21 protein-coding genes are annotated in these 23204 nt (G+C 48.1%); 9 read left to right on the forward strand and 12 right to left on the reverse strand.

What is annotated here, in order from left to right; all coding sequences use genetic code 11:
* Window positions 1–41: 41 nt before the first annotated feature.
* The 4 genes from purS to JUB14_RS07570 form a co-directional block, all read right to left on the reverse strand.
* Complete coding sequence (gene purS, locus JUB14_RS07555; RefSeq protein ID WP_207505253.1) at window positions 42–293, reverse strand: phosphoribosylformylglycinamidine synthase subunit PurS; 252 nt, start codon at window positions 291–293, stop codon at window positions 42–44.
* A 78-nt stretch (window positions 294–371) separates the two neighbouring features.
* The gene (gene pssA / locus JUB14_RS07560; RefSeq protein ID WP_207505254.1) at window positions 372–1076 is read right to left on the reverse strand and encodes a CDP-diacylglycerol--serine O-phosphatidyltransferase; all 705 of its coding nucleotides are present in this window, start codon (window positions 1074–1076) and stop codon (window positions 372–374) included.
* Between the two features lie 50 nt (window positions 1077–1126).
* The gene (locus JUB14_RS07565; protein WP_207505255.1) at window positions 1127–1771 is read right to left on the reverse strand and encodes an MBL fold metallo-hydrolase; all 645 of its coding nucleotides are present in this window, start codon (window positions 1769–1771) and stop codon (window positions 1127–1129) included.
* A 166-nt stretch (window positions 1772–1937) separates the two neighbouring features.
* Entirely contained in the window at window positions 1938–3125 is a 1188-nt protein-coding gene (locus tag JUB14_RS07570) for a baeRF7 domain-containing protein (protein WP_207505256.1), read from the reverse strand.
* A gap of 277 nt (window positions 3126–3402) precedes the next feature.
* Between JUB14_RS07570 and JUB14_RS07575 the strand changes: the two genes are divergently transcribed.
* The 3 genes from JUB14_RS07575 to JUB14_RS07585 all read left to right on the forward strand — a co-directional run bounded on the left by JUB14_RS07575 (window position 3403) and on the right by JUB14_RS07585 (window position 5869).
* On the forward strand, window positions 3403–3717 hold the full coding sequence (locus JUB14_RS07575) for an HPF/RaiA family ribosome-associated protein (RefSeq protein WP_207505257.1): 315 nt from the start codon (window positions 3403–3405) through the stop codon (window positions 3715–3717).
* 142 nt (window positions 3718–3859) lie between these two features.
* Complete coding sequence (locus tag JUB14_RS07580; protein WP_207505258.1) at window positions 3860–5320, forward strand: sulfatase family protein; 1461 nt, start codon at window positions 3860–3862, stop codon at window positions 5318–5320.
* Between the two features lie 141 nt (window positions 5321–5461).
* The gene (locus tag JUB14_RS07585) at window positions 5462–5869 is read left to right on the forward strand and encodes an Hsp20/alpha crystallin family protein (protein ID WP_207505259.1); all 408 of its coding nucleotides are present in this window, start codon (window positions 5462–5464) and stop codon (window positions 5867–5869) included.
* Between the two features lie 91 nt (window positions 5870–5960).
* Here JUB14_RS07585 and JUB14_RS07590 read toward each other — a convergent pair whose 3' ends face one another.
* Window positions 5961–7514 (reverse strand): serine hydrolase domain-containing protein, encoded by a 1554-nt coding sequence (locus JUB14_RS07590; protein ID WP_207505260.1) that lies wholly within the window; start codon window positions 7512–7514, stop codon window positions 5961–5963.
* Between the two features lie 98 nt (window positions 7515–7612).
* Complete coding sequence (gene metG, locus JUB14_RS07595) at window positions 7613–9691, reverse strand: methionine--tRNA ligase (protein WP_207505261.1); 2079 nt, start codon at window positions 9689–9691, stop codon at window positions 7613–7615.
* 265 nt (window positions 9692–9956) lie between these two features.
* On the opposite strand from metG, the gene JUB14_RS07600 reads away from it, so the two are divergent.
* The 4 genes from JUB14_RS07600 to JUB14_RS07615 all read left to right on the forward strand — a co-directional run bounded on the left by JUB14_RS07600 (window position 9957) and on the right by JUB14_RS07615 (window position 13299).
* Window positions 9957–10469 (forward strand): hypothetical protein, encoded by a 513-nt coding sequence (locus JUB14_RS07600; protein ID WP_207505262.1) that lies wholly within the window; start codon window positions 9957–9959, stop codon window positions 10467–10469.
* Entirely contained in the window at window positions 10466–10669 is a 204-nt protein-coding gene (locus JUB14_RS07605; protein ID WP_207505263.1) for a helix-turn-helix transcriptional regulator, read from the forward strand. Before JUB14_RS07600 ends, JUB14_RS07605 begins: the two co-directional genes overlap by 4 nt.
* 134 nt (window positions 10670–10803) lie before the next feature.
* Window positions 10804–11802 (forward strand): SDR family NAD(P)-dependent oxidoreductase, encoded by a 999-nt coding sequence (locus tag JUB14_RS07610; RefSeq protein WP_207505264.1) that lies wholly within the window; start codon window positions 10804–10806, stop codon window positions 11800–11802.
* A gap of 87 nt (window positions 11803–11889) precedes the next feature.
* Window positions 11890–13299 carry a tetratricopeptide repeat protein gene (locus JUB14_RS07615; RefSeq protein WP_207505265.1) on the forward strand — a complete coding sequence of 470 codons (1410 nt, stop codon included), beginning with the start codon at window positions 11890–11892 and terminating at the stop codon, window positions 13297–13299.
* Between the two features lie 34 nt (window positions 13300–13333).
* On the opposite strand, the gene JUB14_RS07620 is transcribed toward JUB14_RS07615, so the two are convergent.
* Complete coding sequence (locus tag JUB14_RS07620) at window positions 13334–14335, reverse strand: glycosyltransferase family 9 protein (protein WP_207505266.1); 1002 nt, start codon at window positions 14333–14335, stop codon at window positions 13334–13336.
* An 83-nt stretch (window positions 14336–14418) separates the two neighbouring features.
* Here JUB14_RS07620 and JUB14_RS07625 point away from each other — a divergent pair, with 83 nt between their 5' ends.
* Entirely contained in the window at window positions 14419–15711 is a 1293-nt protein-coding gene (locus JUB14_RS07625) for a M16 family metallopeptidase (RefSeq protein ID WP_207505267.1), read from the forward strand.
* A gap of 212 nt (window positions 15712–15923) precedes the next feature.
* Here JUB14_RS07625 and JUB14_RS07630 read toward each other — a convergent pair whose 3' ends face one another.
* The 5 genes from JUB14_RS07630 to JUB14_RS07650 all read right to left on the reverse strand — a co-directional run bounded on the left by JUB14_RS07630 (window position 15924) and on the right by JUB14_RS07650 (window position 21615).
* Entirely contained in the window at window positions 15924–16292 is a 369-nt protein-coding gene (locus tag JUB14_RS07630) for a c-type cytochrome (protein WP_207505268.1), read from the reverse strand.
* 227 nt (window positions 16293–16519) lie between these two features.
* Window positions 16520–18994 (reverse strand): hypothetical protein, encoded by a 2475-nt coding sequence (locus JUB14_RS07635; protein WP_207505269.1) that lies wholly within the window; start codon window positions 18992–18994, stop codon window positions 16520–16522.
* A 139-nt stretch (window positions 18995–19133) separates the two neighbouring features.
* Window positions 19134–19280 (reverse strand): hypothetical protein, encoded by a 147-nt coding sequence (locus JUB14_RS07640; protein WP_207505270.1) that lies wholly within the window; start codon window positions 19278–19280, stop codon window positions 19134–19136.
* A 30-nt stretch (window positions 19281–19310) separates the two neighbouring features.
* Complete coding sequence (locus JUB14_RS07645; RefSeq protein ID WP_207505271.1) at window positions 19311–19802, reverse strand: RNA polymerase sigma factor; 492 nt, start codon at window positions 19800–19802, stop codon at window positions 19311–19313.
* Window positions 19803–19926: 124 nt separating this feature from the next.
* Complete coding sequence (locus JUB14_RS07650) at window positions 19927–21615, reverse strand: VRR-NUC domain-containing protein (RefSeq protein ID WP_310586118.1); 1689 nt, start codon at window positions 21613–21615, stop codon at window positions 19927–19929.
* 225 nt (window positions 21616–21840) lie between these two features.
* Between JUB14_RS07650 and JUB14_RS07655 the strand changes: the two genes are divergently transcribed.
* Window positions 21841–23031 carry a phosphoglycerate kinase gene (locus JUB14_RS07655; RefSeq protein WP_207505272.1) on the forward strand — a complete coding sequence of 397 codons (1191 nt, stop codon included), beginning with the start codon at window positions 21841–21843 and terminating at the stop codon, window positions 23029–23031.
* Window positions 23032–23204: the final 173 nt, after the last annotated feature.

The raw sequence follows: 23204 nt of genomic DNA on the forward strand, positions 1-23204 counted from the left end.
GAGAAAAAGAGTTTTAGCCGGTGACGCCGTTATATAATACCTTATGCAGGACGTACTTCAAATGTAAATTCTTCCATAATCAGGTTAGCCAGCAGCTTCTCGCAGGCTGTCTTTACCTTGCCTTCGGCCTCCGCAGCATCAGCCGCTTCGAGTCGTAGTGTAATGTGTTTTCCGATGCGCACATCTGCCACCTGATCAATGCCGAGGTTATGAAGTCCCAGCTTTACGGCCTTTCCCTGTGGGTCAAGGATTTCCTTCATCGGCATAATGTTGATATCAGCAATAAATTCCATGTGTAAATAGTACGTTATTGGTTAGTACCCGAAGGCAAAAGAAAGCGCAAAATTGCAACAAATTGTGCCTAATACCAATTAGGATTTACTATTATTCATGAGCATAAGTGCCAAGGATAGCAATACATAGATGGCGACGATCAGGGGGATGGCCAGGATGCCCAGCCCTAGCAGGAGCGCCAGGGATAGAATCAGGAATGAAAACCTGACTTCATTCCCCTTCCACCCAAACGATTTGAACTTCAGAGCGAATAAAGGGATCTCTGCCACCAGCAGGTAAGACATAACCGCTGTAAAGATTAGAAGCGTGGTGGTATTAACAATGATGGGGCGCCAGGTATCTTCGTGAAAGCGTACTATAAAAGGGAGTGACGCAACAAGCATGGCATTGGCGGGCGTAGGTACTCCTATAAACTGGTCGCTCTGGCGGGGATCAATGTTGAACTTGGCAAGTCGAAGCGCCGAGAAGACGGCAATAAAAATAGCCAGGTAAGCCTTCCATATACCTGTCAGATCAGGTATGCTCTCCATAAGCAGCTGGTATATGATGATAGAGGGAAGTACCCCAAATGTAGTCATATCGGCCAGGGAGTCCAGTTCTTTGCCGATGGGTGAGCTAACGTTAAGAAGGCGCGCCACAAATCCATCAAAGAAATCAAAAATGGCCGCTACTCCGATAAGGGCGCAGGAAAGGAGCAGGTTATTATGAAATGCCTCAATGATACCTATGCATCCGCATATGAGGTTGCCACAAGTAAGGGCATTAGGGATGTGACGCTTCATGTAGAGCTGAGTAGGAAGGTGAAAATAAGGAGTGAACTGGTGTGCTGTGTTTATTTACTGTTTAGAAATGGGTTGTGCTTCTTCTCAAAACCAATGGTGGTCGGATCCATATGGCCTGCATACACGGTGTAGTCGTCACCCAGCGGGAATAGCTTCTCCCTGATGCTGCGAAGCAGGGTATTGTAGTCACCACCAGGCAGATCGGTACGGCCGATACTTTCCCTGAACAGGACATCGCCACCAATCACAAAGCGCTGCTCATGGTTGACAAAGGCTACATGGCCGGGGGCGTGGCCCGGAACGTGCAGGATGTGCAGCGTCGAGCTCCCAAAGGTATAATTCTTTCCCTCCTCCAGATAGTGATCTATTTCAGGCTCATCAAATCCGGCAAATCCATAGTTAGGAGCGTAGGTTTTGACGGCTTTGAGGAGTGGCTCATCTATGGCATGGAGGCCAAAAAGAATGTCGTATTTCCTTTTCAGTAAGCCAATACCCAGTACATGATCAATGTGTGCATGGGTATTAATGATCCCTACTGGCTTCAGACCATTAGCTTCTATATAGTTGATGAGCTCATCGTGCTCGTGCTTTTCGTAGTTGCCCGGATCTATAAATACGGCTTCTCCGGTTTCATCATGGAGTACATACGTATTCTCCCCAAAAGGGTTGAACGTAAAAGATTTTATCTGAATCATACGGAGTCGGCTCTTTAGTGTCAGGGCGAAGTTAACAAACTGTTTTGAAACAGGCGTCTGGAAAGGGATGATTCATGTATAGCTAGGGACTAATACTCAGAGCGCCACTCTAGTCTGGCTAAAGTGGCGCTCTGAATAAAACAATATTTCGGTATTCTTGCAGAAGCTACACCACCACCGGATTCCGGAATACGGCTGCTACTATGCTGTCCTTCTCAGGCATATCATTAGCATCATACAGGAATACTTTCCCTTTCATCAGGACCGTCTTTACGGCGGCTTCGGTCAGCAGGTCCGTATTTTCGGGAGTAGCCGCCCGCTGGATCTGTAACTCATAACGCTGCTCATCATAGTGCCCCCAGAGGAATGCATCCTTACGAATAAATAAGGTATCTACCTGGCCGGTAAGTGCGGCTAGTATGGTCTTCTCTGTATCAGACGCCGCAAAGTCTCCCGCTTTCAGATTGTGATACTGCTCGACAGCCTTTTCTTCCTGCTGCTTAAATTTGGGCTCCATGATAGCCATTGCCTGCTTGTAAAGGCCCTGTGCCTGGGGATCATTTCTGTTGTCAAAGTTTCCCGTTACATAGTCTTCTACGTACTTATTATAATCGATAGTAGTCCGGTATAGCGGAACCAGATAATCTACTCCGGCTAATACTACGGGCAACTGATCCTCTTTGAACCTGTTTTCCAGCTCTCGGCTGAGATTGTAGAACCACTGACGGATATGTTCTTTCTCCTGTTCATCAGCTGCCTGTCCATGGAATACTCCACCGCTGGCAGGTTGGCTGGTACCCAATCTGCGCTGTACAGTATCGTCCCTATCTATCTTGTTAAAATAACGCAGATAGTCCTCAACAGAGGTTTGTACATCTTCACCAAGTTCCACCTCATTAAAGGAGTAGGGAGTTGCTTCGTATAAGCGTACATTTTCCAGGTCCAGATTAAGTACATAGTATCGCCCGTTCCTGTTAAACAAAGGTAGTAAGGGGCGTAGCATGAGGCCCTTACCTACATGGAATGATGGCTCTTCAACCTTTAGCGGAAACTTGAATACATAGTTGTTCTGTGGAGTAAGGAAGAAGGCCAGCATATCAGATGAATAGTGCCAGAAGTTGTCATTATCCAGAAGATTAAATCCTGGTTGAAGGTATTGATTCACCTCATCTTGCTCCATTCCGTACAAGTTTACCAGCTGCTGACGAGCAGCCTGAAGCTGATTCTTAAAGTGAATCTTATCCTGCTGAAAGTTATCAGTAGACTGTTTTCTGGTGGGCGAGTATATTGTCACACTGTGCTGAACCTTACTAGTCGCCAGTTCATTAAGTTGATCTATGGTGAATAATTCCATGGTAGTTAGTTAAATAAGTTTAAGAAGTGTTGAACTCCGCAGCCGCGGCAAGCAATTTGTACATATAAAGGTGATAAGATTGTTCCAACTGCCTGAGTTAGAGGTAAAATGTACGTAGTAGCCTGATTGTGCGTTAATTATAACCTGAAAGCGGATGAGGAGTAGCATAGGGCGTGGGGACGAAAAGCCACGTTTGAGGAAAAATTTTCAATAAATAATAAAGGGTTGTGGAAGTGATTTGTGTGATTAAAACGAATTGGAATCAAATAATTTAGCCATGAATAGAGTAGAGCAGTTGGAGAATATCAAATTGGATATTCGTACGGTAGATGTGGAGCCAGACGCTGAGACTATTAGTAAAGTACGTAATGAATTAAAGAAACTGATGCGCTTATACGGCAGTATCGTTGGAGCGGATGTTTTCCTGAAGGAGTTAAGCGAAACCAGACAAAATAATAAGCTGGCAAGAATGCGGGTAGGCATACCCGGTAGAGACCTCATTGCTGAGGCTTCCTCCTCTTCATGGGCAACAGCTCTATCGATGGTTAGTGACATGCTGCGTAATCAGATCATGAATCGTTACCGGAAATAGATAGATCCGGCATATATCCACACATATACAAGAGCCCCGCTTCCAGGAAGTGGGGCTCTTTGGTTATAAAAGCGGGAGTCAGGTCTTTATAGTGATACCTTCGAGGTAATATCAATAAGTCCAGGACCTTTATCTTATCATCATGCGCATATCTCTCCTGCTTATATCACTGACCGGATGCATTCTTCTTAGCAGCCTGTTTCTAAGTTTTCGTTCCTCTACCAAGCCATCCCGACCCAATGTAGTTCTGATATTTGCTGATGATCTTGGGTACGGCGACATAGGTAGTTATGGTGCAACCCAGTACCATACTCCCCACCTTGACAAGATGGCTACCGAAGGGATGCGCTTTACTAATTTTCTTGTAGCCCAGGCAGTATGTAGTGCTTCCCGCGCTGCCCTGCTTACCGGCTGTTATCCCAACCGTCTGGGTATATCGGGTGCATATGACCATACAGCCAAAGTCGGAATCAATCCCGATGAGGAGACCATGGCTGAACTTTTCAAGAAGACCGGCTATCGTACCGCAATTTTTGGTAAATGGCACCTGGGTCACCACCGGGAATTCCTGCCGCTGCAGCACGGCTTCGATGAGTACATGGGACTGCCGTACTCCAATGATATGTGGCCGATGAACTACGATGGCAAGCCCGCCCCAGCCGGACACCACCGTCTGTACTATCCGGTATTACCCTTTATTGAAGGCAACGACAAGGTACGTGAAATTACAACTCCTCAGCATCAGGATGAACTGACGACGCTATACACGGAGCGGGCAGTTCAGTTTATTAAGCAGAATAAAAATAAGCCTTTCTTCCTGTACCTGCCTCACGCCATGCCGCATGTACCGCTGGGAGTGTCGGACAAGTTCAGAGGCAAGAGCGAGCAGGGGCTGTACGGCGATGTGATCCAGGAGATGGACTGGTCGGTGGGGCAGGTACTGAAGGCACTCAAGGATAATGGGCTTGACAAAAACACTATCGTGATATTCACGAGTGACAACGGTCCCTGGATCAACTACGGGAACCATGCCGGTAATACAGCCGGACTCCGGGAAGGAAAAGGTACCAGCTATGAGGGCGGGCACCGTGTACCCTGTATCATCCGCTGGCCCGGAGTAGTACCGGAGGGGGTAGTAACAGATCGCCTGTCTTCTACTATAGACCTGTTACCGACGCTTGCAAGCCTGTGTGGGGCGCCTGTTCCCCACAAAAAAATCGACGGTGTAGATATTAGTGCTATCCTGAAAGGCGACCTGATGGCATCACCACGGAAGCATTTTTACTACTACTACCGTAAAAATGCGCTGGAAGCCGTACGGCGAGAGAACTGGAAGCTGGTACTGGATCACCCGGGTCGGACGTACGAAGGTTTTGCTCCTGGAAATGATGGTTTTCCGGGTAAGATAAACGAACAAAGTCCTGCAAAAATGGCTCTGTACGACCTCAGGCGCGATCCGGGCGAACGTTATGATGTGCAGGAAACCTATCCGGAAATTGTAAAAGAGCTACTGCTATTGGCTGAAAACGCCCGTGCGGATTTAGGTGATGATCTGCAAAAAAGGGAGGGAGCTAACCGCCGTCCCATCGGCCAAATTCAATAATGACATTATGACTGAGCTAATTAGGTGGACTATGAAATTTTGACACGTGCTTAGGGGGCTTTTGGGCTATGTCGGAAACTGGTATAGTGTTTTTATCCATAGGGATATAGATGTTTGATTACCCAGAAACGACGTACGACCATGAAAGATAAACTGAAAATACCTCAGGAAGTACTGATGAATATAGATTTCATAAATACTGTCAACGGAGGAATGAGCCAGGCAACTGTGCAGATTGAGAGTGGAGCTGACGGCTACCTCGTGATGGTAAAAGCCCCGGGAATTGAGGCTGAGGACCTACAGGTAGAGATCATTAAAAACAAGTTAATGGTATATCACCTGCTACCCATCTTTGCTCAGGATCCCGAGTCGAACAGCGAATATCGCTCCATCCGATTCATCAGCAATTTAACGATCCCAAACGATGTGGATCTGGAAAGCATAGCAGCTCACTATGATGAAACTCTGCATCATTTGGTAATACATTTACCTTATAACCAGCTGCACCAGGGTTTTCACCGCAAGGTGGATATCGAGCGCTGGAAATAATTAAATACATAGTTTAATACTCACAAAAATCCCGAAGCAGGTTAGTGCTTCGGGATTTTTGTTTTCATAGTTGCTGGATAAGCTCATGTATTTAGTGAGGCTCGGGGTACTGCAGGTAGTCGTGGAAGTTGGTTTCGTAGTTCTCCCGCGCAAGAGGTGTGATGCGCTTCGCCTGGCTATGGGCCCAAAGTACAAATGAAGTGATGTCCAGATAGCGGGAGGATTTGAGCGGGAACAGATTGTCGCCCTCGCGCAGACCATTAGTCAACAGCACTATCGTAATATCATTAGGCGCTTTCAACCAGACACTACGAAATCCTTGGGCTTTACTGTTACCGGTTAATATATACCACCAGCCGTCATGGTAGCTGAACCGGCCATCTGGTGTTTGGGTACTATAGGCACCGTACCCCTTGGTGAGTAGAGCGTCTTTTAGGGCAGTAGTGAGAGCCGACTCATCAGGGGTAGAGAGGATTTTGGCATAAACCGTAGCGGCTTCCCGCGCTGACAGATAGAAACCATAGGCCCCTGCCGTGGAAGCAAAATTACCGGGAATAAAGCCGCGGGAACCCGAGAAGGGATAGTCATAGCCATAGGTAGGATTCTGAGTATAGGTATTGAGTAATAAAGTGGTAGTTACTCCGGCCTTTTCAATGATATTTTTGCGTAAGTAATCTTCGTAGAGCTGTTGGGTACGGGTATCGTCAGTCTGGTCGTTGCCGGTGAACTGATACCCCATCATAGCCGGAATAAGTACCCGATACAATCCGAAATTAACATTCTGGTAGCAATAGTTTCCAAGGTGCTGCGGCTGTACACCTTTGGCTATAAGCGCTTTCAGGCCGTACCAGTAGTTCTCAGTATAGGCACCATTCCGACAATTGTTCTGGAAACCAACAATACCGCTCCGATGCGTCAGCAGATCATGAAATGTAATCTTATCTATATTGGTACCCCTATGCCAGGCCGATGGTAGGTAGTCTATGATATAGTCTGTCGGCTTGATTCCCTTTTCCGTAGCCAGTTTCAGGAAGGCCATGGCAGTAAGTGTCTTGGTCATACTGGCCACGTGCATTTTAGTATCTACGGTAAACGGAATAGCACCAGCCGACTCAACCGAGCGTGATTGAAATCCGCCACCACCCGATGTTACCATTTCCCCTTTTTCAAAGATGGCATAGCTGTATCCAAAGTCACGGTCTTTAAGGGAATCGTCCAGCGTAGCGGCCAGCCGTAAGGCCAGTCCGGGTTGTGTGGTGAAGGTACTTACAGGACCATAGGCTATGTTTTCTGCATTCTCTACATAGGCCCTGATGTAGTAGGTCTTGTTCGCAGTAAGGTTGGTGATGGGGCTGTTGAAGGTGAATGGCAACGCGGTTATTGCTTTACTGTATTCCGATCGGGCATCGTTGATCGTAGGCTCCGGATTCTGTTCCGACCATACGTGTCCATAACGCTTTATTTGCCATGGACCATCGTCGGTAAGAGTAGTTGAGGCAGTTGCTGAGATATCAAGCCGCTGGCTGACCCTGGTAGAATCGGCAAGGGTCAGCTCTTCGACCGGTGTGGGCTCAACCACACAGCTGCCTACCAGGGTACCAAGAAACAGTAGTATAAGAAAGACTCGGGTTGATGTCGCATGCATAATGGTAGTGGATAGATACTTACAAAGTAGTAAGGTACTTATCTACTAAAAAACCTTCAAGGATGTCCCTGAAGGTTTTTTGCAAGTGTAGTGTTTTATTAGCTAACGGTAGCTCCGTTCCAGACATCCTTGCCCGGCTGCACAAAAGCAAGACTACCATCTTTATCTTCCGCCATCAGGATCATACCCTGCGACTCCATGCCCATCATCTTGCGGGGAGCGAGGTTGGCGAGGTACAGTACCTTCTTACCTACTATCTCTTCGGGCTTAAAGTGTTCGGAAATCCCGCTCAGTACCGTACGCTGCTCGCTACCTATATCCACTTTCAGCTTGAGTAGCTTCTTGCTCTTGGGAACGTTCTCTGCTTCGAGGATGGTAGCTACCCGGATATCAATCTTAGCAAAATCATCGTACTGTATTTCGGCTTTTACTTCGGGTACTTCTTTTCCTTCGGCAGCGGCGGCTAATTCATTCATGCGTTTGTCGTCGTGTAGTTTTTGTACTTGTTTTTCTATGACGGAGTCTTCCAGTTTCTCAAATAGCAGGGTGGCCTCGGCAATGGGGTGGCCTTCGGCTAACACAGTCCTCTTGCCCGCATCTGCCCACTTTTTCAGCTGATCTCCCTCTATCCCCAACTGCTTCCGTAGCTTCTCGGAAGTGAACGGCATGATAGGCTCGGAAACAATAGCCAATGAGGCCGTAATCTGCAGGGCTATGTTCAGGATGGTACCTACCCGTGCCGGATCCGTCTTGATCACGTGCCAGGGCTGCGTGTCGGCCAGGTACTTGTTGCCTAGGCGCGCCAGGTCCATGATCAGCGCTAGGGCCTCGCGGAAGCGGTAGTTTTCCATGGCTTCGCCAATGCGTGCGGGGAAGGCTGCCAGTTCAGCCAGTACCGCCTGGTCCTGTTCGGTCAGTTCACCCAGTGCAGGTACTTTGCCTTCGCAGAATTTGTGGGTCAATACCACGGCCCGGTTCACGAAATTACCGTAGATACCCACCAGCTCGCTGTTGTTGCGGGTCTGGAAGTCCTTCCACGTAAACTCACTGTCCTTGGTCTCGGGAGCGTTGGCCGTAAGTACGTAGCGCAGTACGTCCTGCTTACCCGGAAACTCCTCCAGGTACTCGTGCAGCCATACGGCCCAGTTACGGGAAGTTGATATCTTGTCTCCCTCCAGGTTCATGAATTCGTTGGCGGGTACGTTGTCTGGCAGGATAAAGCTACCTTCGGCCATCAGTGTAGCCGGGAATATGATACAGTGGAATACAATATTATCCTTTCCGATAAAGTGTACCAGCTTGCTGTCATCCTGCTTCCACCACTGCTCCCAGCCCTCATCGGTACCGTTTTTCTGGATGAGCCAGTCCTTGGTAGCCGATATATACCCGATGGGAGCTTCAAACCATACATAAAGTACCTTACCCTCAGTATCGGGTAGGGGTACCTGTATTCCCCAATCCAGGTCGCGGGTCATAGCGCGGGGTTTCAGGCCCTCTTTCAGCCAAGACTGAACTTGTCCCGCCACGTTACTTTTCCACTCGGGGTGGCTATTGACATAGGCCTGTACTTCTGCCTGCATTTTATCAAGGGGTAAAAACCAGTTCTTCGTAGACTTCATCACCGGTTTGGCACCCGACAGCATCGAGCGTGGTTCTTTTAGTTCCAGCGGACTGAGCGACGAGCCGCAACGTTCACACTGATCGCCGTAGGCATTCGGGTTGGCACATACCGGACAGGTACCTACTATATAGCGGTCGGCCAGGAACTGCTGGGCAGTTTCGTCGTAGTACTGTTCGGTTACCTCTTCTACAAATACCCCCTTATCATACAGGTCCTTGAATATCTCCTGCGAGGTCTGGTGGTGTATGGGCTTACTGGTACGTGAGTATACATCAAAGGATATACCCAGATCGGCAAATGACTTATTGATCTGGTCATAGTACTTGTCTACGACCTGTTGCGGAGTCATTCCTTCTTTCTTGGCCCGGATGGTGATGGGTACTCCGTGCTCATCGGTACCACTGATAAAAGCTACATCTTCACCTTTGGAACGCAGGTACCTGACATAGGTATCGGCCGGTATGTAGCATCCAGCCAGGTGACCTATATGGATAGGACCATTCGCGTAGATCAGAGCCGCCGTAACGGTATATCGTTTGGGGTTGGTAATGGGCATTGTATAATATAAGAAATAGTGAAAACCAGATATTTAAAAGTACTGCCAGGTACTGGCTACTGTTACAGTGCCAGTCAGGTCAGGGAGAATTTTCTTTTCTGGCTACAAAATTAGCAAAAAGGGCTCTGCATTGCTGCTTTACGACCAGTTACCTTACCATTGGTACATAATATTTTACCTTTTGTAAAGTTTACTTGACATATTGTAAGAGTTGCTTTACCTTTGAATCGTTACTTTATTCGTATCACACTTTTATCTATTAGCCATGAAAACAAAAAACCTGTTCCCCCACGCCTGGAAACCCTTTGGCTGGGTTTTGCTCTGTATCTCTATCCTGCCGGGATTATGGATGCTGATTGATGATTCCAGTTTTCCGCTGAGTCTGGCAGTACAGATACCCTGGCCTTTTGCTACGGAAAGTTCCGGACCTTTCGCAAACATTGACCTGCTGGTTCATAAAGACGGTACTGTTACGCTGCAACTGGTGGATGAACTACTAGCCTTAGGGACTATTGCTGGTCTTATGCTCGTAGGGTTTTCGCGCCTGAAGGTAGAGGACGAGCGCATTGCCCAGTTGCGTCTGGAATCTCTTCAGTGGGCTATCTATGGCAACACCCTGGTACTGGTGCTGTGTATCCTGTTTGTGCACGGGCTGGCTTTTATCAATGTTATGGTTTACAACATGTTTACGCCGTTGCTCATCTTTGTGCTACGTTTCCACTGGCTGCTGTATATAGCACCAGCCCTGGAAGACCGGCGGGAAAGGAGGCTGGCATGAGAAACCGCATCCGCATTGAAAGGGCCATTCTGAATATCACGCAGGCCGATCTGGCCGAGCGTGTGCAGGTGTCCCGGCAGACGATCAATGCCATCGAAGCTGAAAAGTATTCGCCCTCCCTGGCGCTGGGCATGAAGATAGCCCGGGTGTTCAGTAAGCCGGTAGAGGAGGTTTTTGAGCTGGAAGAGGGAGATTTGTAAACGGACCGGCCAGGTAGCTACTACCTGGCCGGTTTGCTATTCTGTATATTTATCCGAAGTTTTGTAGCGGGCTAAGTTTTGGTTTGCTAGGTACAATACCCGAACTTTGGCTACGTACAATTCGTTGTCTATACATGAATATCCTTATTACCGGAGCTACCGGACTAGTAGGCAGTGCCGTTGCCAGGCGTCTTATTCAGGAAGGGCATACGGTGCGGGCCCTGCATCGGGCCGGATCGGATCGGAGTCTGCTACGGGAGGTAGAAGACCGGGTCCAGTGGGTCGAAGGGGATATTCTGGATATCTACTCCCTGGAACAAGCTATTCAAGATACTGACTATGTAGTACATTCCGCCGCGGTGGTCTCCTTTGTACCCCGTGACCAGGATGCTATGTACAAGGTTAATGTGGAAGGTACTGCCAATGTAGTGAACGCCTGTCTGAAACTGGGGACCCGGAAACTCTGCCAGATTAGCAGCGTAGCGGCGTTGGGTCGGCCAGATCTGCGCAAAATAGGAGGGGGGCATGATATTGTTATTACTGAAGATCAACGGTGGGAAGAGTCACCCACCAATACCCACTACGCCAAAACCAAGTATCTGTCTGAACTGGAAGTGTGGCGCGGTGTAGCGGAAGGTCTCAAAGCCGTGATCGTAAATCCGTCGCTGGTGTTAGGCGAGGGGGATTGGGACCGAAGTAGTACCAGGCTATTCAGGTACGTGTACGAGGAGAAACCCTTTTATACCGAAGGCCTGATGAATTACGTTGATGTACTAGATGTGGCCGAGGCTGTATACAGGCTTCTGTTTTCGGATATTACCGCTGAGCGATATGTACTAAGTGCCGGCAGCATGACCTACCAGGAGCTATTCAATAAGGTAGCCGAAGCCTTCGGTAAGAAGAAACCTACCATACGGGTAAGTTCAGCCATGACAGCCATTATCTGGCGTTTTGAAGCGCTACGCTCCTGGCTTACAGGCAGTAACCCGCTTATTACAAAAGAAAGTGCGAAGTCGGCTACTCACCGGTTTAAGTACAACAGTCAGAAGATACAAAATGCTATCGGACTGACTTTCAGAACCTCTGATGAGACCATACGGAGGGTCTGTGAAAGTTTTAGTAAAGGGATTTGATAATAGGATTATTATCATTATCTTTCTACAACAGTATATATGATTTAAGTACTCTTGTACTTACTACTCTAACCACAATTAGTGTACATGGAGCAAGATTTTGAGGAAAGAAAAGATTTTATGAAAGAGACATTGCTTCGCTTCGAGCACATGCTGAAAACTGAGGCTAATGAGTTCTTCGACCTGGATACATACGAACAAGTTGCTGAACATTATTTAGACAAAGGTGATTGGGAGAAAGCGTTCAAAGCCTGTGAGTTAGGGTTAGAAAATTATCCGTATTCTCTGGATCTGATGCTCAATAAAGCCCAGCTGCTCTCCAACCGCGGGGAGTTTGAAGGGGCGCTGGAATTACTCGAACGAGCCCGACTCTTCCATCCCGGTGACGTTGAGATTCCGTTCATGCAGGGTACTATCTACAACCTGATGGGTGAGTACGAAACGTCCATTACTATTCTGGAAGCCATGCTGGATACCGCCGATGAAAAGGACGATATCTACTTCCAGATTGGACAATCCTACCAGAACTGGGGTAAGTATACTGAGGCGATCGAAAACTACAAGCTTTCGATCCAGCTCAATCTGCAGAACGAGCACGCCCTCTACGAGCTGGCACACTGTCTGGACCTGATTGGCGAGCTCGAAAGTCATCTTGATTTCTATAACAAGCTTATTGATATAGATCCGTACTCGCACCACGCGTGGTACAACTTAGGTATAGCGTACAGCAAGCTGGAGCGCTACGAAGATGCCGTGGAGGCGTATGACTACGCGACCATCATCAAAGAAGATTTTGCTTCGGCTTTCTTCAATCTGGGTAATTCGTATATGAACCTTGAGCAGTACGAAAGTGCCCGCGATGCTTACGAGAAAGCCATTGAACTGGAAGGAGAGCAGCCCGAAACCTGCTGCTGTCTGGCAAATAGCCTGGAAAAGCTGGGAGAGTTTGAAAAAGCGATCCGACAGTACCGCAAGGCTGTAAAGATGGATAGTGACTGGGATGACGGCTGGTTTGGACTGGGCCTGTGTATGGCCGAGTTGGGCCGCTGGCACGAAGCTATTGGCTTCTTCCGCAAAGCCCTTCAGATCTCCGAGCTGAACCCTGACTACTGGATGGCTCTGGCCGAAACCGAGTACAAACTGGGCAATGTAGTATCGGCCTTTGAGGCCTTCGAGAAGTCAGCCGAAATAGAGCCGGCCAATCCGGAAGTATGGCTGAAATGGTCACTGGTACTATTTGACCAGGGTAATTACGGTCGGGCCTGTGACTTATTGGCGGCTGCCGTGGACGAGATGCCCGAAGAGCCGGACCTGTACTATCGCTCGGCGGTGTATCTGATCCATGCCGGAGAGTACCGCGAGGCACTACTGAATCTGGAAATAGGCCTCACGCTTGACTACGACCGGCACGTACAGCTGTTTGACTTCTTCCCCGAACTGGAAAAGCAAAAAGCGCTGTACCGGATCATAGAACAGTATCGAACCAAGAATTTATAAATAGCAAAGCCCGTCGATTCTCGACGGGCTTTTTTTATGACTGGGGCAGCACGCTAAGAAGCTGTGAGAGCTCTATATCAAGGGCACAGCGAAAATGTCCTTCGGGGCAGGCTTTATGGCCGTGCAGGCCGCAGGGACGACAGTGGAGAGGCTCCTGCTTCTGGACAATATGTGACACATCCGAAAGTGGCCCAAAGCCAAACTCAGGTACCGTAGAGCAGTACACCGCACACACAGGAGCATTCATGGCCGAGCTGATGTGCATCGGAGCCGAATCATTCACATAGTTCATAGCAGCCTTTTCCATCAGAGCAGCCGATGCCAGAAAAGATAGTTGCCCACACAAGTTGGTAGCTATATCTGTCCGCCCGCTATCCCTGATAATCCCTTCGGCTAGTTGTTTATCATCAGGACTTCCCAGCAGGTACACCTTGTACTGCTTAGGCAGATTGCGGATAAGATCGGCCCAGCGTTCAGCCGGGTACTGCTTGGTATACCACACCGAAGCCGGAGCTACACATACATACGGCTGCTCCTGGTAAGGTTTCAACTTCTCATAATCACCGGGCGAGGGGTACAGGCGAGGCTTAGACACGGTACTATCAACATGCTTTTTAACCAGCTCCTGATTGCGATCTACCTCATGAAAACCATTGCTGATACGGTGGGGGAGGCTTTCGGTAAATAAAAATGAAAAAGGATTTTTTTCGAATCCTGTACTGACTTTGGCCCCCGAAAAGGCCGTAAGGAATCCGGTGGAGCCGAAGCGCTGTAAGTTGATAAGCCAGTCGTACCGCTGCTGACGGATCTGCCCTAGTAGTTGCAGCAGGCTCTTGTACTTTCCCTCTTTCTTGTGCCAGATAAGGACCTGGTTGAGGTAGGGATGCTGGTGGAACAGCCCTTCGTTTCCTTTACGTACCAGCAGGTCTATATGCGCGCCGGGATAGGAACTATGCAGTTTTTCAAGTAAGGAGGTGGCCAGTATGACATCACCTATAAAGGCGGTCTGTATGACCAGAATTCGCTGTGGATTCATTAGGTAAATTAGTATCGGACAAAATTCCGTAATTTTGCCCTTACCACCGAAAATTATCGGATGCGATTTTGTGTTATTAAAGAATGAAGAGAAATATAAGCCGTAAAAAGGTAGGTAATTTACACTCCGAAACAACCCTCACGGAAGAGTATCAACTACATACGCTTCCCAACGGGATTCGCATTGCACACAAACAAGTACCCTATACACAGATTGCTCATTGCGGTATTATGCTCGACATAGGTAGCCGTGACGAACAGTCCCATCAGCAGGGGCTGGCGCATTTTTGGGAGCATATGGCTTTCAAAGGTACCGAAAAGCGCCGCTCTCATCATATCATCAACCGCCTCGAAACTGTAGGCGGTGAACTGAACGCCTACACCACTAAAGAGAAGATCTGCTTCCATGCCTCAGTACTGGACGAGCATTTTGATAAGGCACTGGATCTGCTGGTCGATATCGCTTTTCATTCCGTATTTCCGGAGAAGCAGATTGAGCGGGAGCGGAACGTAATCCTGGAAGAGATGTCTATGTACTACGATTCACCCGAGGATGCTATCCAGGACGACTTTGACCAGCTACTATTTCCGAACCATTCGCTGGGTAGTAATATACTAGGTACAGCCGAGACGGTTCGTTCTTTTGGAAGTAATGACCTGCGGCAGTTCATCAGTGATAATCTGGATACAGAGCGTATTGTTGTGACATCTGTAAGCCGCTTGCCTTTCTCGAAAGTAGTACGTACGGCAGAAAAGTACTTGGCAGATATACCGTCCAAAAAGACAAACCGGGTACGCGTGGCACCCTATCTGTACACGCCCGAGCGGCAGGAGGTGGCAAGGTCCATCACGCAGGCCCAGTGCGCCATGGGACGTCCCTCGTACGCCCTGACTGATGAGCGTCGGCTGCCCTTCTTTATGCTGGTCAATTTGCTGGGAGGCCCGGGTATGAACTCCCGCTTTAATATGGCCCTTCGTGAGCGCTACGGTTTTGTGTACTCCATCGAGGCCAACTATACCCCTTATCTGGATACGGGCTTCTTAGGGATCTATTTTGGTACCGAACAGAAGCAACTCAACCGGAGCATCTCGCTTATTCATAAAGAACTGCGCCGCCTGCGCGAGCAGCCACTGACCACTACGCAGCTCCACCACACCAAGGTACAGCTGATGGGGCAGCTGGCTATGTCCGAAGAAAGCAACATGAGCTTTATGCTGATGATGGCGAAGAGCCTGCTGGATACCGGTAAAGTAGATACGCTACCGGAAATATTCGAAGAGATCCGCCAGGTTACGGCCCAGCAGTTGCAGGAGCTGGCGCAGGATATGTTCGACGAAAGTCAGTTTAGCTACCTGACATTCCTGCCCGAAGAATAGGAGTGGAAATTCTGACCGGGTCGCCGGTGCGATTATTTAATACTGAGTTCTGAATAGTTTCAACACAACTAATCAGATATAAGATATTCAAGCGTGGTTGTTTATATAGCCACAAAAAACGGGAGCGCAGCTTATAGCCGCGCTCCCGTTTTTATTATATGTCGGTGAATAGCTGATTACTACAAGCCAACACTTGATAGCTCTAAACTAAATTAGCTTTTCTTCTTAGCAGGAGCTGCCTTAGCTGGCTTAGCAGCTAGTGAATTGATCCAGGTAGCCAATTTAAGAGCATCTTCCTTAGGAACCTGAGTCATGGGAGCCATTGGAGGATAACCAGGCCAGTTAGCAGGCTCAGGCTTATAGATAAGCTCTACAATCCGCTCATTCTTGTATCCCTTCTTGGCAACATCTACATAAGCAGGACCTACCAGCTTAGTGTCGGCACGGTGACAGGCAAAACAAGTGTACTTAGTAAGCAACGCATTGATGTCATCAGGTACTTTAACTTGTGCATTTGCCGAGCTTGTGCTCATAAGAGTAGCAACAACGGCTGCCACCATAAATCCAAAGCTTTTTTTCATGAGTTTGTTAAAAGGAAATAATTACAACTGTACTAACCAAAAGACGGAACAAAAGTAAACAAGTACTCGGATTAACGGAATTCTGTTTCAAAAAAAAGAGAACAGTACGTGTAATTATTTACATCATGCCTCCATAGACAGTGTCCCACGAAAAAACGAAATTGTAATAAATTTAGTGCCCGTTGTTTACTTCTTAATTAGTACATGTATCCTAGTAAAGTCCTATATTAGTTATAGGTAAGCCATGAACTGGCTTTGCAATCCATGTCGGTTGAGAATCGAATCCAACGAGCCTGAAATGCGACTGGGAAATTATACTCAAATGTTTCTCCGGCTGGTACTGTTACTTCCCGATAGGTCATCCAGGGACCATGGCCGCTGGGCTCTACTTCAATCCTGAACGTAACGGGTTGCTTCTGATCGTGTGATAATTTCAGATTCTTTTTATCATAGAAGCCGATCAGGTACGGGTCAGATGGTACATTTTGCTTCACCTGACTGTTTTTCCAGGGGCCTCCTTCACCTACCGGCTTTCCTAATTTCCAAAGATCGTCAATGGTACCTGCCCATACGCTGGCTTGTCCATCTTCAGAGCGGATGATGTGCTTACTGTTTGTCTTCGGGTTTGCTTCCAGACCCGTCATGACTAATAAACCACGATAGGAGGCATAATCATGAATAGCTAGCTGGTGGGATGCAACAGGTCTTATTTTGGCAAACCCGTCAGCGTTTTCGGCGGGTAGTTCATAAAAGGTACCATGGGCATTCAGAAGATCACGCTCCGTAGCAACTTCCCTGCATATTCTCAGAGCACCATTACTGGTAAGCTTGTTATAAGTAGCACTACCTAAAGGGAGTCTCCATCTTCTGCCGTTATCATCAACGACTAGTACGGAGGATTCTTCTACGGTGATGGCATCTTTGGGGATAGCAAATTTATCCCGGATAAACTGAGCCGTCCTGGGATCTTCCTTCTTTACAAGCTTCATAGCTCCATCCAGTTCATAGTATCCGCTCTCGGTAAATTTTCCGTCCACCATCTTACCAGCTAGCAGGCCCAGTGCCCGACGGTTATCTCCTAAACCATAGAGAAGTCCACCGGTTGAGCTTTGATTATTTATGGTAGCTATCCCTTTGAAGAGTGGATCGGCTTTGGTGTTGAAACGACTGGCATCTGTATACGTAAAATGTACTGTGGCCTGAGTAGGCTTGTTGCTGGTAACCCGTATCCACTCACCCTTTTCCTGAGGCGTAAACATCAGGTACTGAGCCTTACCGGGGGCGGCATCAACTTTTTGTATCGAGGTCCACTGTCCGTTACCGTTCCGGTCTACTTCAAAGTTGAATGAAACTGTTTCCTTACCCTCATTGAGAATCCAGGCCATACGCTGGTCCCAACCGGCGAACAGGAATGGCTCGGAAGGCTTTCCTGCTTTGGTTTTTTCAGAAAGCCATACAGCACCCTCGGCGGTATTAGGGCCTAGTTTATCAGGTTGGTCCAGGGAAGTAAACCAGAGGTTGGAGTTGGATTGGCCAGGGCCTTCGATACCTCCTTTGGCTTTCCGCTTGTTAAGAAACTCTTTCTGAGCCGAATCATCACAGCCAAAGACCAGTCTATCCTGCCAGCGGGTAAAGTCACCAATTACCTTCAGGTAAGATGATCTGGGGCGGATACCTGCTGTATTCGAGGAAGTGAACGATTCCGGAAACTTCCAGAACATTCCGTGCATGGTCATGAGGTAGTCAGGCTTTTCAGCTGTGCCTATGTCCCGGATCCGCGGCCATTCGGTATTCCAGCCGTGGGCTCCGTCGTAGCTATGGCTGGCTTTGGGAAGCCGGTAAAACGTCCATTGGTTATGATCACGTACACCCAGCAGAACAGACTTGTGGTCCCAGCCAGTGGCCCAGATTGGATCTGTTTCAGGATTCTTATTTCCGTAAATTCCGCCGGGGCCGGTTACTTCTACGAACTGGTTGCGGCGGACCAGCTTCCAGTCTTTTCCGTCCCACTCGGATAGCGATCCTGACTCAATGTCGAACTGCTTAAGCGCCTTCGGACCCGATTCCCCATTATTTGAATACACCATTACTCCCTGACCGGAATAGAGTCCCTTACCGTGGGCGCCAAATAGTAAGTCCGAAGACTGATTGGCTGATTCATCATGCCCTTTTTTATTCTTTACGTTTCCATCCTCATACAGTAAAGTAGGCTTCAGTGAATTGACATCTACCTCATAGAAGCCTTCTTCCATGGTACCATAGAATATCTTACCGGCCGGGTCGGAGAAGTGGCGGGCGTTACCCGTATGACGTCCGGGCATGGCAGTATAGGGAATAGTACGTACCTGTCCCTGGTAATCAACCGCGTAAGGGCCAATGAAAAGTTGCTTGCTTTCCGGGTGAATCATCCGGTTGGCAGGGGTACCACCGATACTTTCTCCACGTACAGTCTGTTGCAGATCGGCCGTTATCTCGTATAGTTTATCTGATGAACCGTAGGGTAGGTGTGGGCCATAGGTAACTACCCACAGCTTGTTGGCCCAGGGTACTACGGCTCCCGTACCACATTCACCCTCATTATTATAATACGCCAGATGGGGATAGATGCCGCTGAACTCCGGTTTGTCAGAGACCTGGTCTGGTTTCTGGGAGCTACAGCCGTATAGTAAGCAAGCTGAAAGTAGAAGAGCACTTTTTCTCATGAATGTTTTAGTATTTTTTGATTGTTCGTACATATAGAATGTAGTAGTCATTTTCTCTACTAACTTCTAATTGGTAGAGTATCCGGCTGTCATTATTATGAATGACTAAGTCTATTACATGACTATTGACCTGAGTAAATTAGTAGTTAGGGTTCTGTTCCGACCCACTCGTAAGTACTTCCGCCGACGGAATGGGCCACAGGTACTGACGGTTGGCGTCAAATTTCCGGGCTACTATCTGCTTGATCAAACCTGCATTGTACGCTGAGTGGGAATTGATGTACATGATATCGGCAATATTATCATACTCAAGCTCCTAGTAGAACCGCAGATAAATGGCTTCTCGTTGGCGTTTGGTCTTGTCGAGCTGTGTACGTAGCTTTTTCAGGTCTTCGTGTTGAATCTCATTATTGATCAGGTACGATTCGATGGCAAACTGTACTTCAAACGTATAATCATCTGTAACTTCCTTGGCTTCTCTGAACCAACGGAGCCGTTGGGACTCTCTCGTAAGCTTGCAACGCAGGGATTTTAAGAGATAGAATTTTACCTGTTGAACATCATCGAGTTGCTCCCTTTTGTTCCAGAGTTCTATAAAAAGGTCGTGCAGACAGTCCTTTACAAATTCCCGATCGTTCTGGAGCCGGGCGCCATAGTTGAGCAAGAGGGGGTAGTAATGATTCAATAGCTCAGCGAAGGCATTTCTATCTCCCTGCTTGAAAGCTTGCCAAAGTGCATACTCCTGACCATTTTCAGATAGAGTAGCTAGATGTTTAGATTGCCAGGTTGCTGCCCTTGATTCTTGCATTGTAGAATTGCATCGACGAGAACCAGAAATGATAGTTCTTCGTGGTAAAACATAAAGATTCCATGCCTCTTATCTATAAGAGACGAAGAAGTAGGAGTTGTCCTGAAAAAAATTGAATTATTTTTTAGTCAGTGATCCATTCCACCCTGAGAATCTTGCTACTTACACCCAGATCGGCAAAGAAGTGCTGCCAGTGGAGTTGCCGGGCAGACAGGTGGTCGGTAGGAGACTTTACTTCTACGAAAGCATACCCCTCATCATCCCACACCAGCAGGTCAGGAAAGCCCCGTGTATTCTCCTGCAGGTTAGAGGCCATCTCCAGCAGGACAGCGTGTAGCTGGGTAGGTGTAATCAGCTCCACTACGGCCAGCGCAGCCTCGAGTAGCTCGGGGTACCAGCCTACGAGTACGTTAGTGGTGCCGAATTTGTCGGTGTAGGTCTGCCTGATCGTTTCTCTGATTGCTTCCTTACTGTCGAGCTCTATAATCCGAGCCTTGAGCATACTGTGCCGCTTGAAGTAAAAGTCAGGCAGAAAAAAATCAGACGGAACTCGCTGCAGGGGATGGTGAATGGCCTGTACGTTGGTATCATAGATAATATCCCAGAACAGGAGACCAAATAAGGCCCGCCAGGGCTCATTCTCACTGAACAGTGCATTATGTCCCTGTTCGCGGTAGTACTCTATGACTCCCCGCTCTACCTGATAGCGATAGCTTATAGGAATCTGTACTGACCCGGCCGCCTGCAGGGCCTGGGTAGTACGACGGGTAGAGCGCTTTTTCTTATTCAGAATCTTCTCCCGGAAGTCCAGTGCAAAGAAGCGCTCATCGGCGTTCTGCGGATGTGCCATCATGTCGTCGCACAGAGCCAGGGCTTCTTCCACATCACCCATGCGGTGTAGCAGCCGGGCCCGGCGCTCCCGCGAAGGGGCATGGTCAGTAAGCTGGTATACGGCCAGGGCTTGCTCCGGGAGTTTTTTCCGCTCCAGCCAGGCGCCAACCTTGAGTACCAGCTGACGGTAGGAGGGAAGGGCCACCAGGCTCAGGTCATCCGGCAGGCCTCCCTGCCAGTTCATAAACCAGTCGTAAATTTCCTCGGGGGGCAGTTCATCTTTCAGCTCATAGAATGTCTCTTTCGTGAGCGATACCATCAGCTTGTCGTCGGCATCTTTACGCGTGGCAAAACGCACCGATAGCTGATCTTCATCAAACGACTGAAAGCGTACATGCCCCAGGTCCCGCACCACAAACTCGGTCATGTCAGCATGGCGATTGCCGAAGAAGAGAAACTTCATCATCATGACCTCTATCTCATAGCCTACCTTCACGATGGGCTCCAGAGCATCGACGGCTTCATAGAGTACTTTGAAAGAGTACTCATGCAGGAGCCAGCGCATCAGGTCTGCCTTGAGGATAGCCTTGGGTGGCATAATCACCGGAGCCAGTGCCTGCGTAATGAGTAAGAGCTCGGGTTTACTGAGCAGGTTAAGTACCTCCGGGGCCCGGTGGGCGTGCTGTTCCGAAAGTACTTCGGCAAAACCATTTTCTATTAGTTCAGTAATAGCGTCGGGTATATCGCAGATCTCGGTATAAGCCAAAGCATTGACCCTGAAGAAGGCTCCTCGGCGGTTGCTGAACCGGATAAAAAGACAGCGGGCATCTTCGGATAAGGCATTGTATGAACGCAGGAATTCCTTCTCAGGCTCATTCAGGATATGACCGTACATTTTTTGCACGAAATCCAGGACAAAGCCAAAGTATTCGAGGTAGTACTTGGGAGGTAATTCGGTACGCGCCTGCTCGCTGCTGCTCACGGAGTAATGGTACTGTTAATGGGTGGATTTGGTGCTTGATTTATCTAAAGATAAAACGGTAAAGGACGCGGTAGAGTTCATGATTAAATAATATCACGAAAATAGAACCATAAGCAGTAAAAATTGTAATAAATATGGCTAATTAGCTAATTAGCCATATCTTATATAGTGTTTTTAAAGAATTGGTTTACATTTGTTTTCGTTCAAAAACAATTTACCTACCCTATGAGAACACTTGACTCTTACGACTTTTCCGGAAAAAAGGCCCTCGTTCGGGTTGACTTCAACGTACCTCTCAATGACAAATATGAGATTACGGATGATACCCGTATCAAGGCTACTGTTCCAACCATAACGAAGATACTGAACGATGGTGGGGCTTGTATTCTGATGTCACACCTGGGACGTCCTAAGGACGGACCAACCGAAAAATACTCCCTGAAGCACCTGGTTACGCCCCTGTCTCTGATCTTTGGCCGTACGGTTAAGTTCGCGGATGACTGTATTGGTGAAAAAGCAACTGAGCTGGCGGCTGGTCTGCAGCCCGGCGAAATTCTGTTGCTGGAAAACCTGCGCTTCTACAAAGAAGAAGAAAAAGGCAACGAAGAGTTTGCTCAGAAACTGGCCAAACTGGGAGATGTATGGGTAATGGATGCCTTTGGTACTGCGCACCGTGCTCACGCCTCTACGGCAGTAATCGGTCAGTACTTTGAAGATAAAGTATGTGGCTACGTAATGCAGGCCGAACTGGATAACGCCCAGCGTATCCTCGAGCATGCCGAACGTCCATTTACAGCCATCATGGGTGGAGCCAAGATTTCGGATAAAATCCTGATCATTGAGCGCCTGCTTGACAACGTAGACAACCTCATCATTGGTGGTGGTATGTCGTATACATTCTCCAAAGCAAAAGGAGGAAAGATTGGAAAGTCACTACTTGAAGCCGATAAGCAGGAACTGACCCTTGAGATTCTTGAGAAGGCAAAGGCCAAAGGTGTGAATATCATTCTGCCGGTTGATACCGTAATCGCTGATGGCTTCAGCAATGATGCCAACCGCCAGACCGTGAAAGCCGGTGAGATACCTAATGAGTGGGAAGGCCTGGACATTGGACCTGAATCAGTGAAGCTATTCAAAGATATCGTAGCTAACTCCAAGACTATCCTCTGGAACGGTCCTATGGGGGTATTTGAGTTCCCTAACTTTGCCGTAGGTACCAACGCCATTGCTGAGGCAGTAGTGAAGGCTACCGAGGAGAACGACGCATTCTCCCTGATCGGTGGTGGAGACTCAGCATCGGCAGTAAATAACGCTGGCTACGGTGACCGCGTGAGCTACGTATCCACCGGTGGTGGTGCCCTTCTGGAATACATGGAAGGTAAAGAACTTCCCGGTGTAGCGGCCCTTAATGCATAATCCTGCTAACTGGCTGTAGAAAATACAATAGGGTAAAAAGAGAGAGCAGGACCGTCCTGCTCTCTCTCTTTTTGTAGACCAATAAAAAATCCACTCCTCAATATGGGAGTGGATTTTCATTTTCTTAACCTAAACTAATCGTATGAATAAAGTCAACTTTCGCCAACTGATAC

The sequence above is a fragment of the Telluribacter humicola genome, assembly GCF_017355935.1.
GTDB lineage: Bacteria > Bacteroidota > Bacteroidia > Cytophagales > Spirosomataceae > Telluribacter > Telluribacter humicola.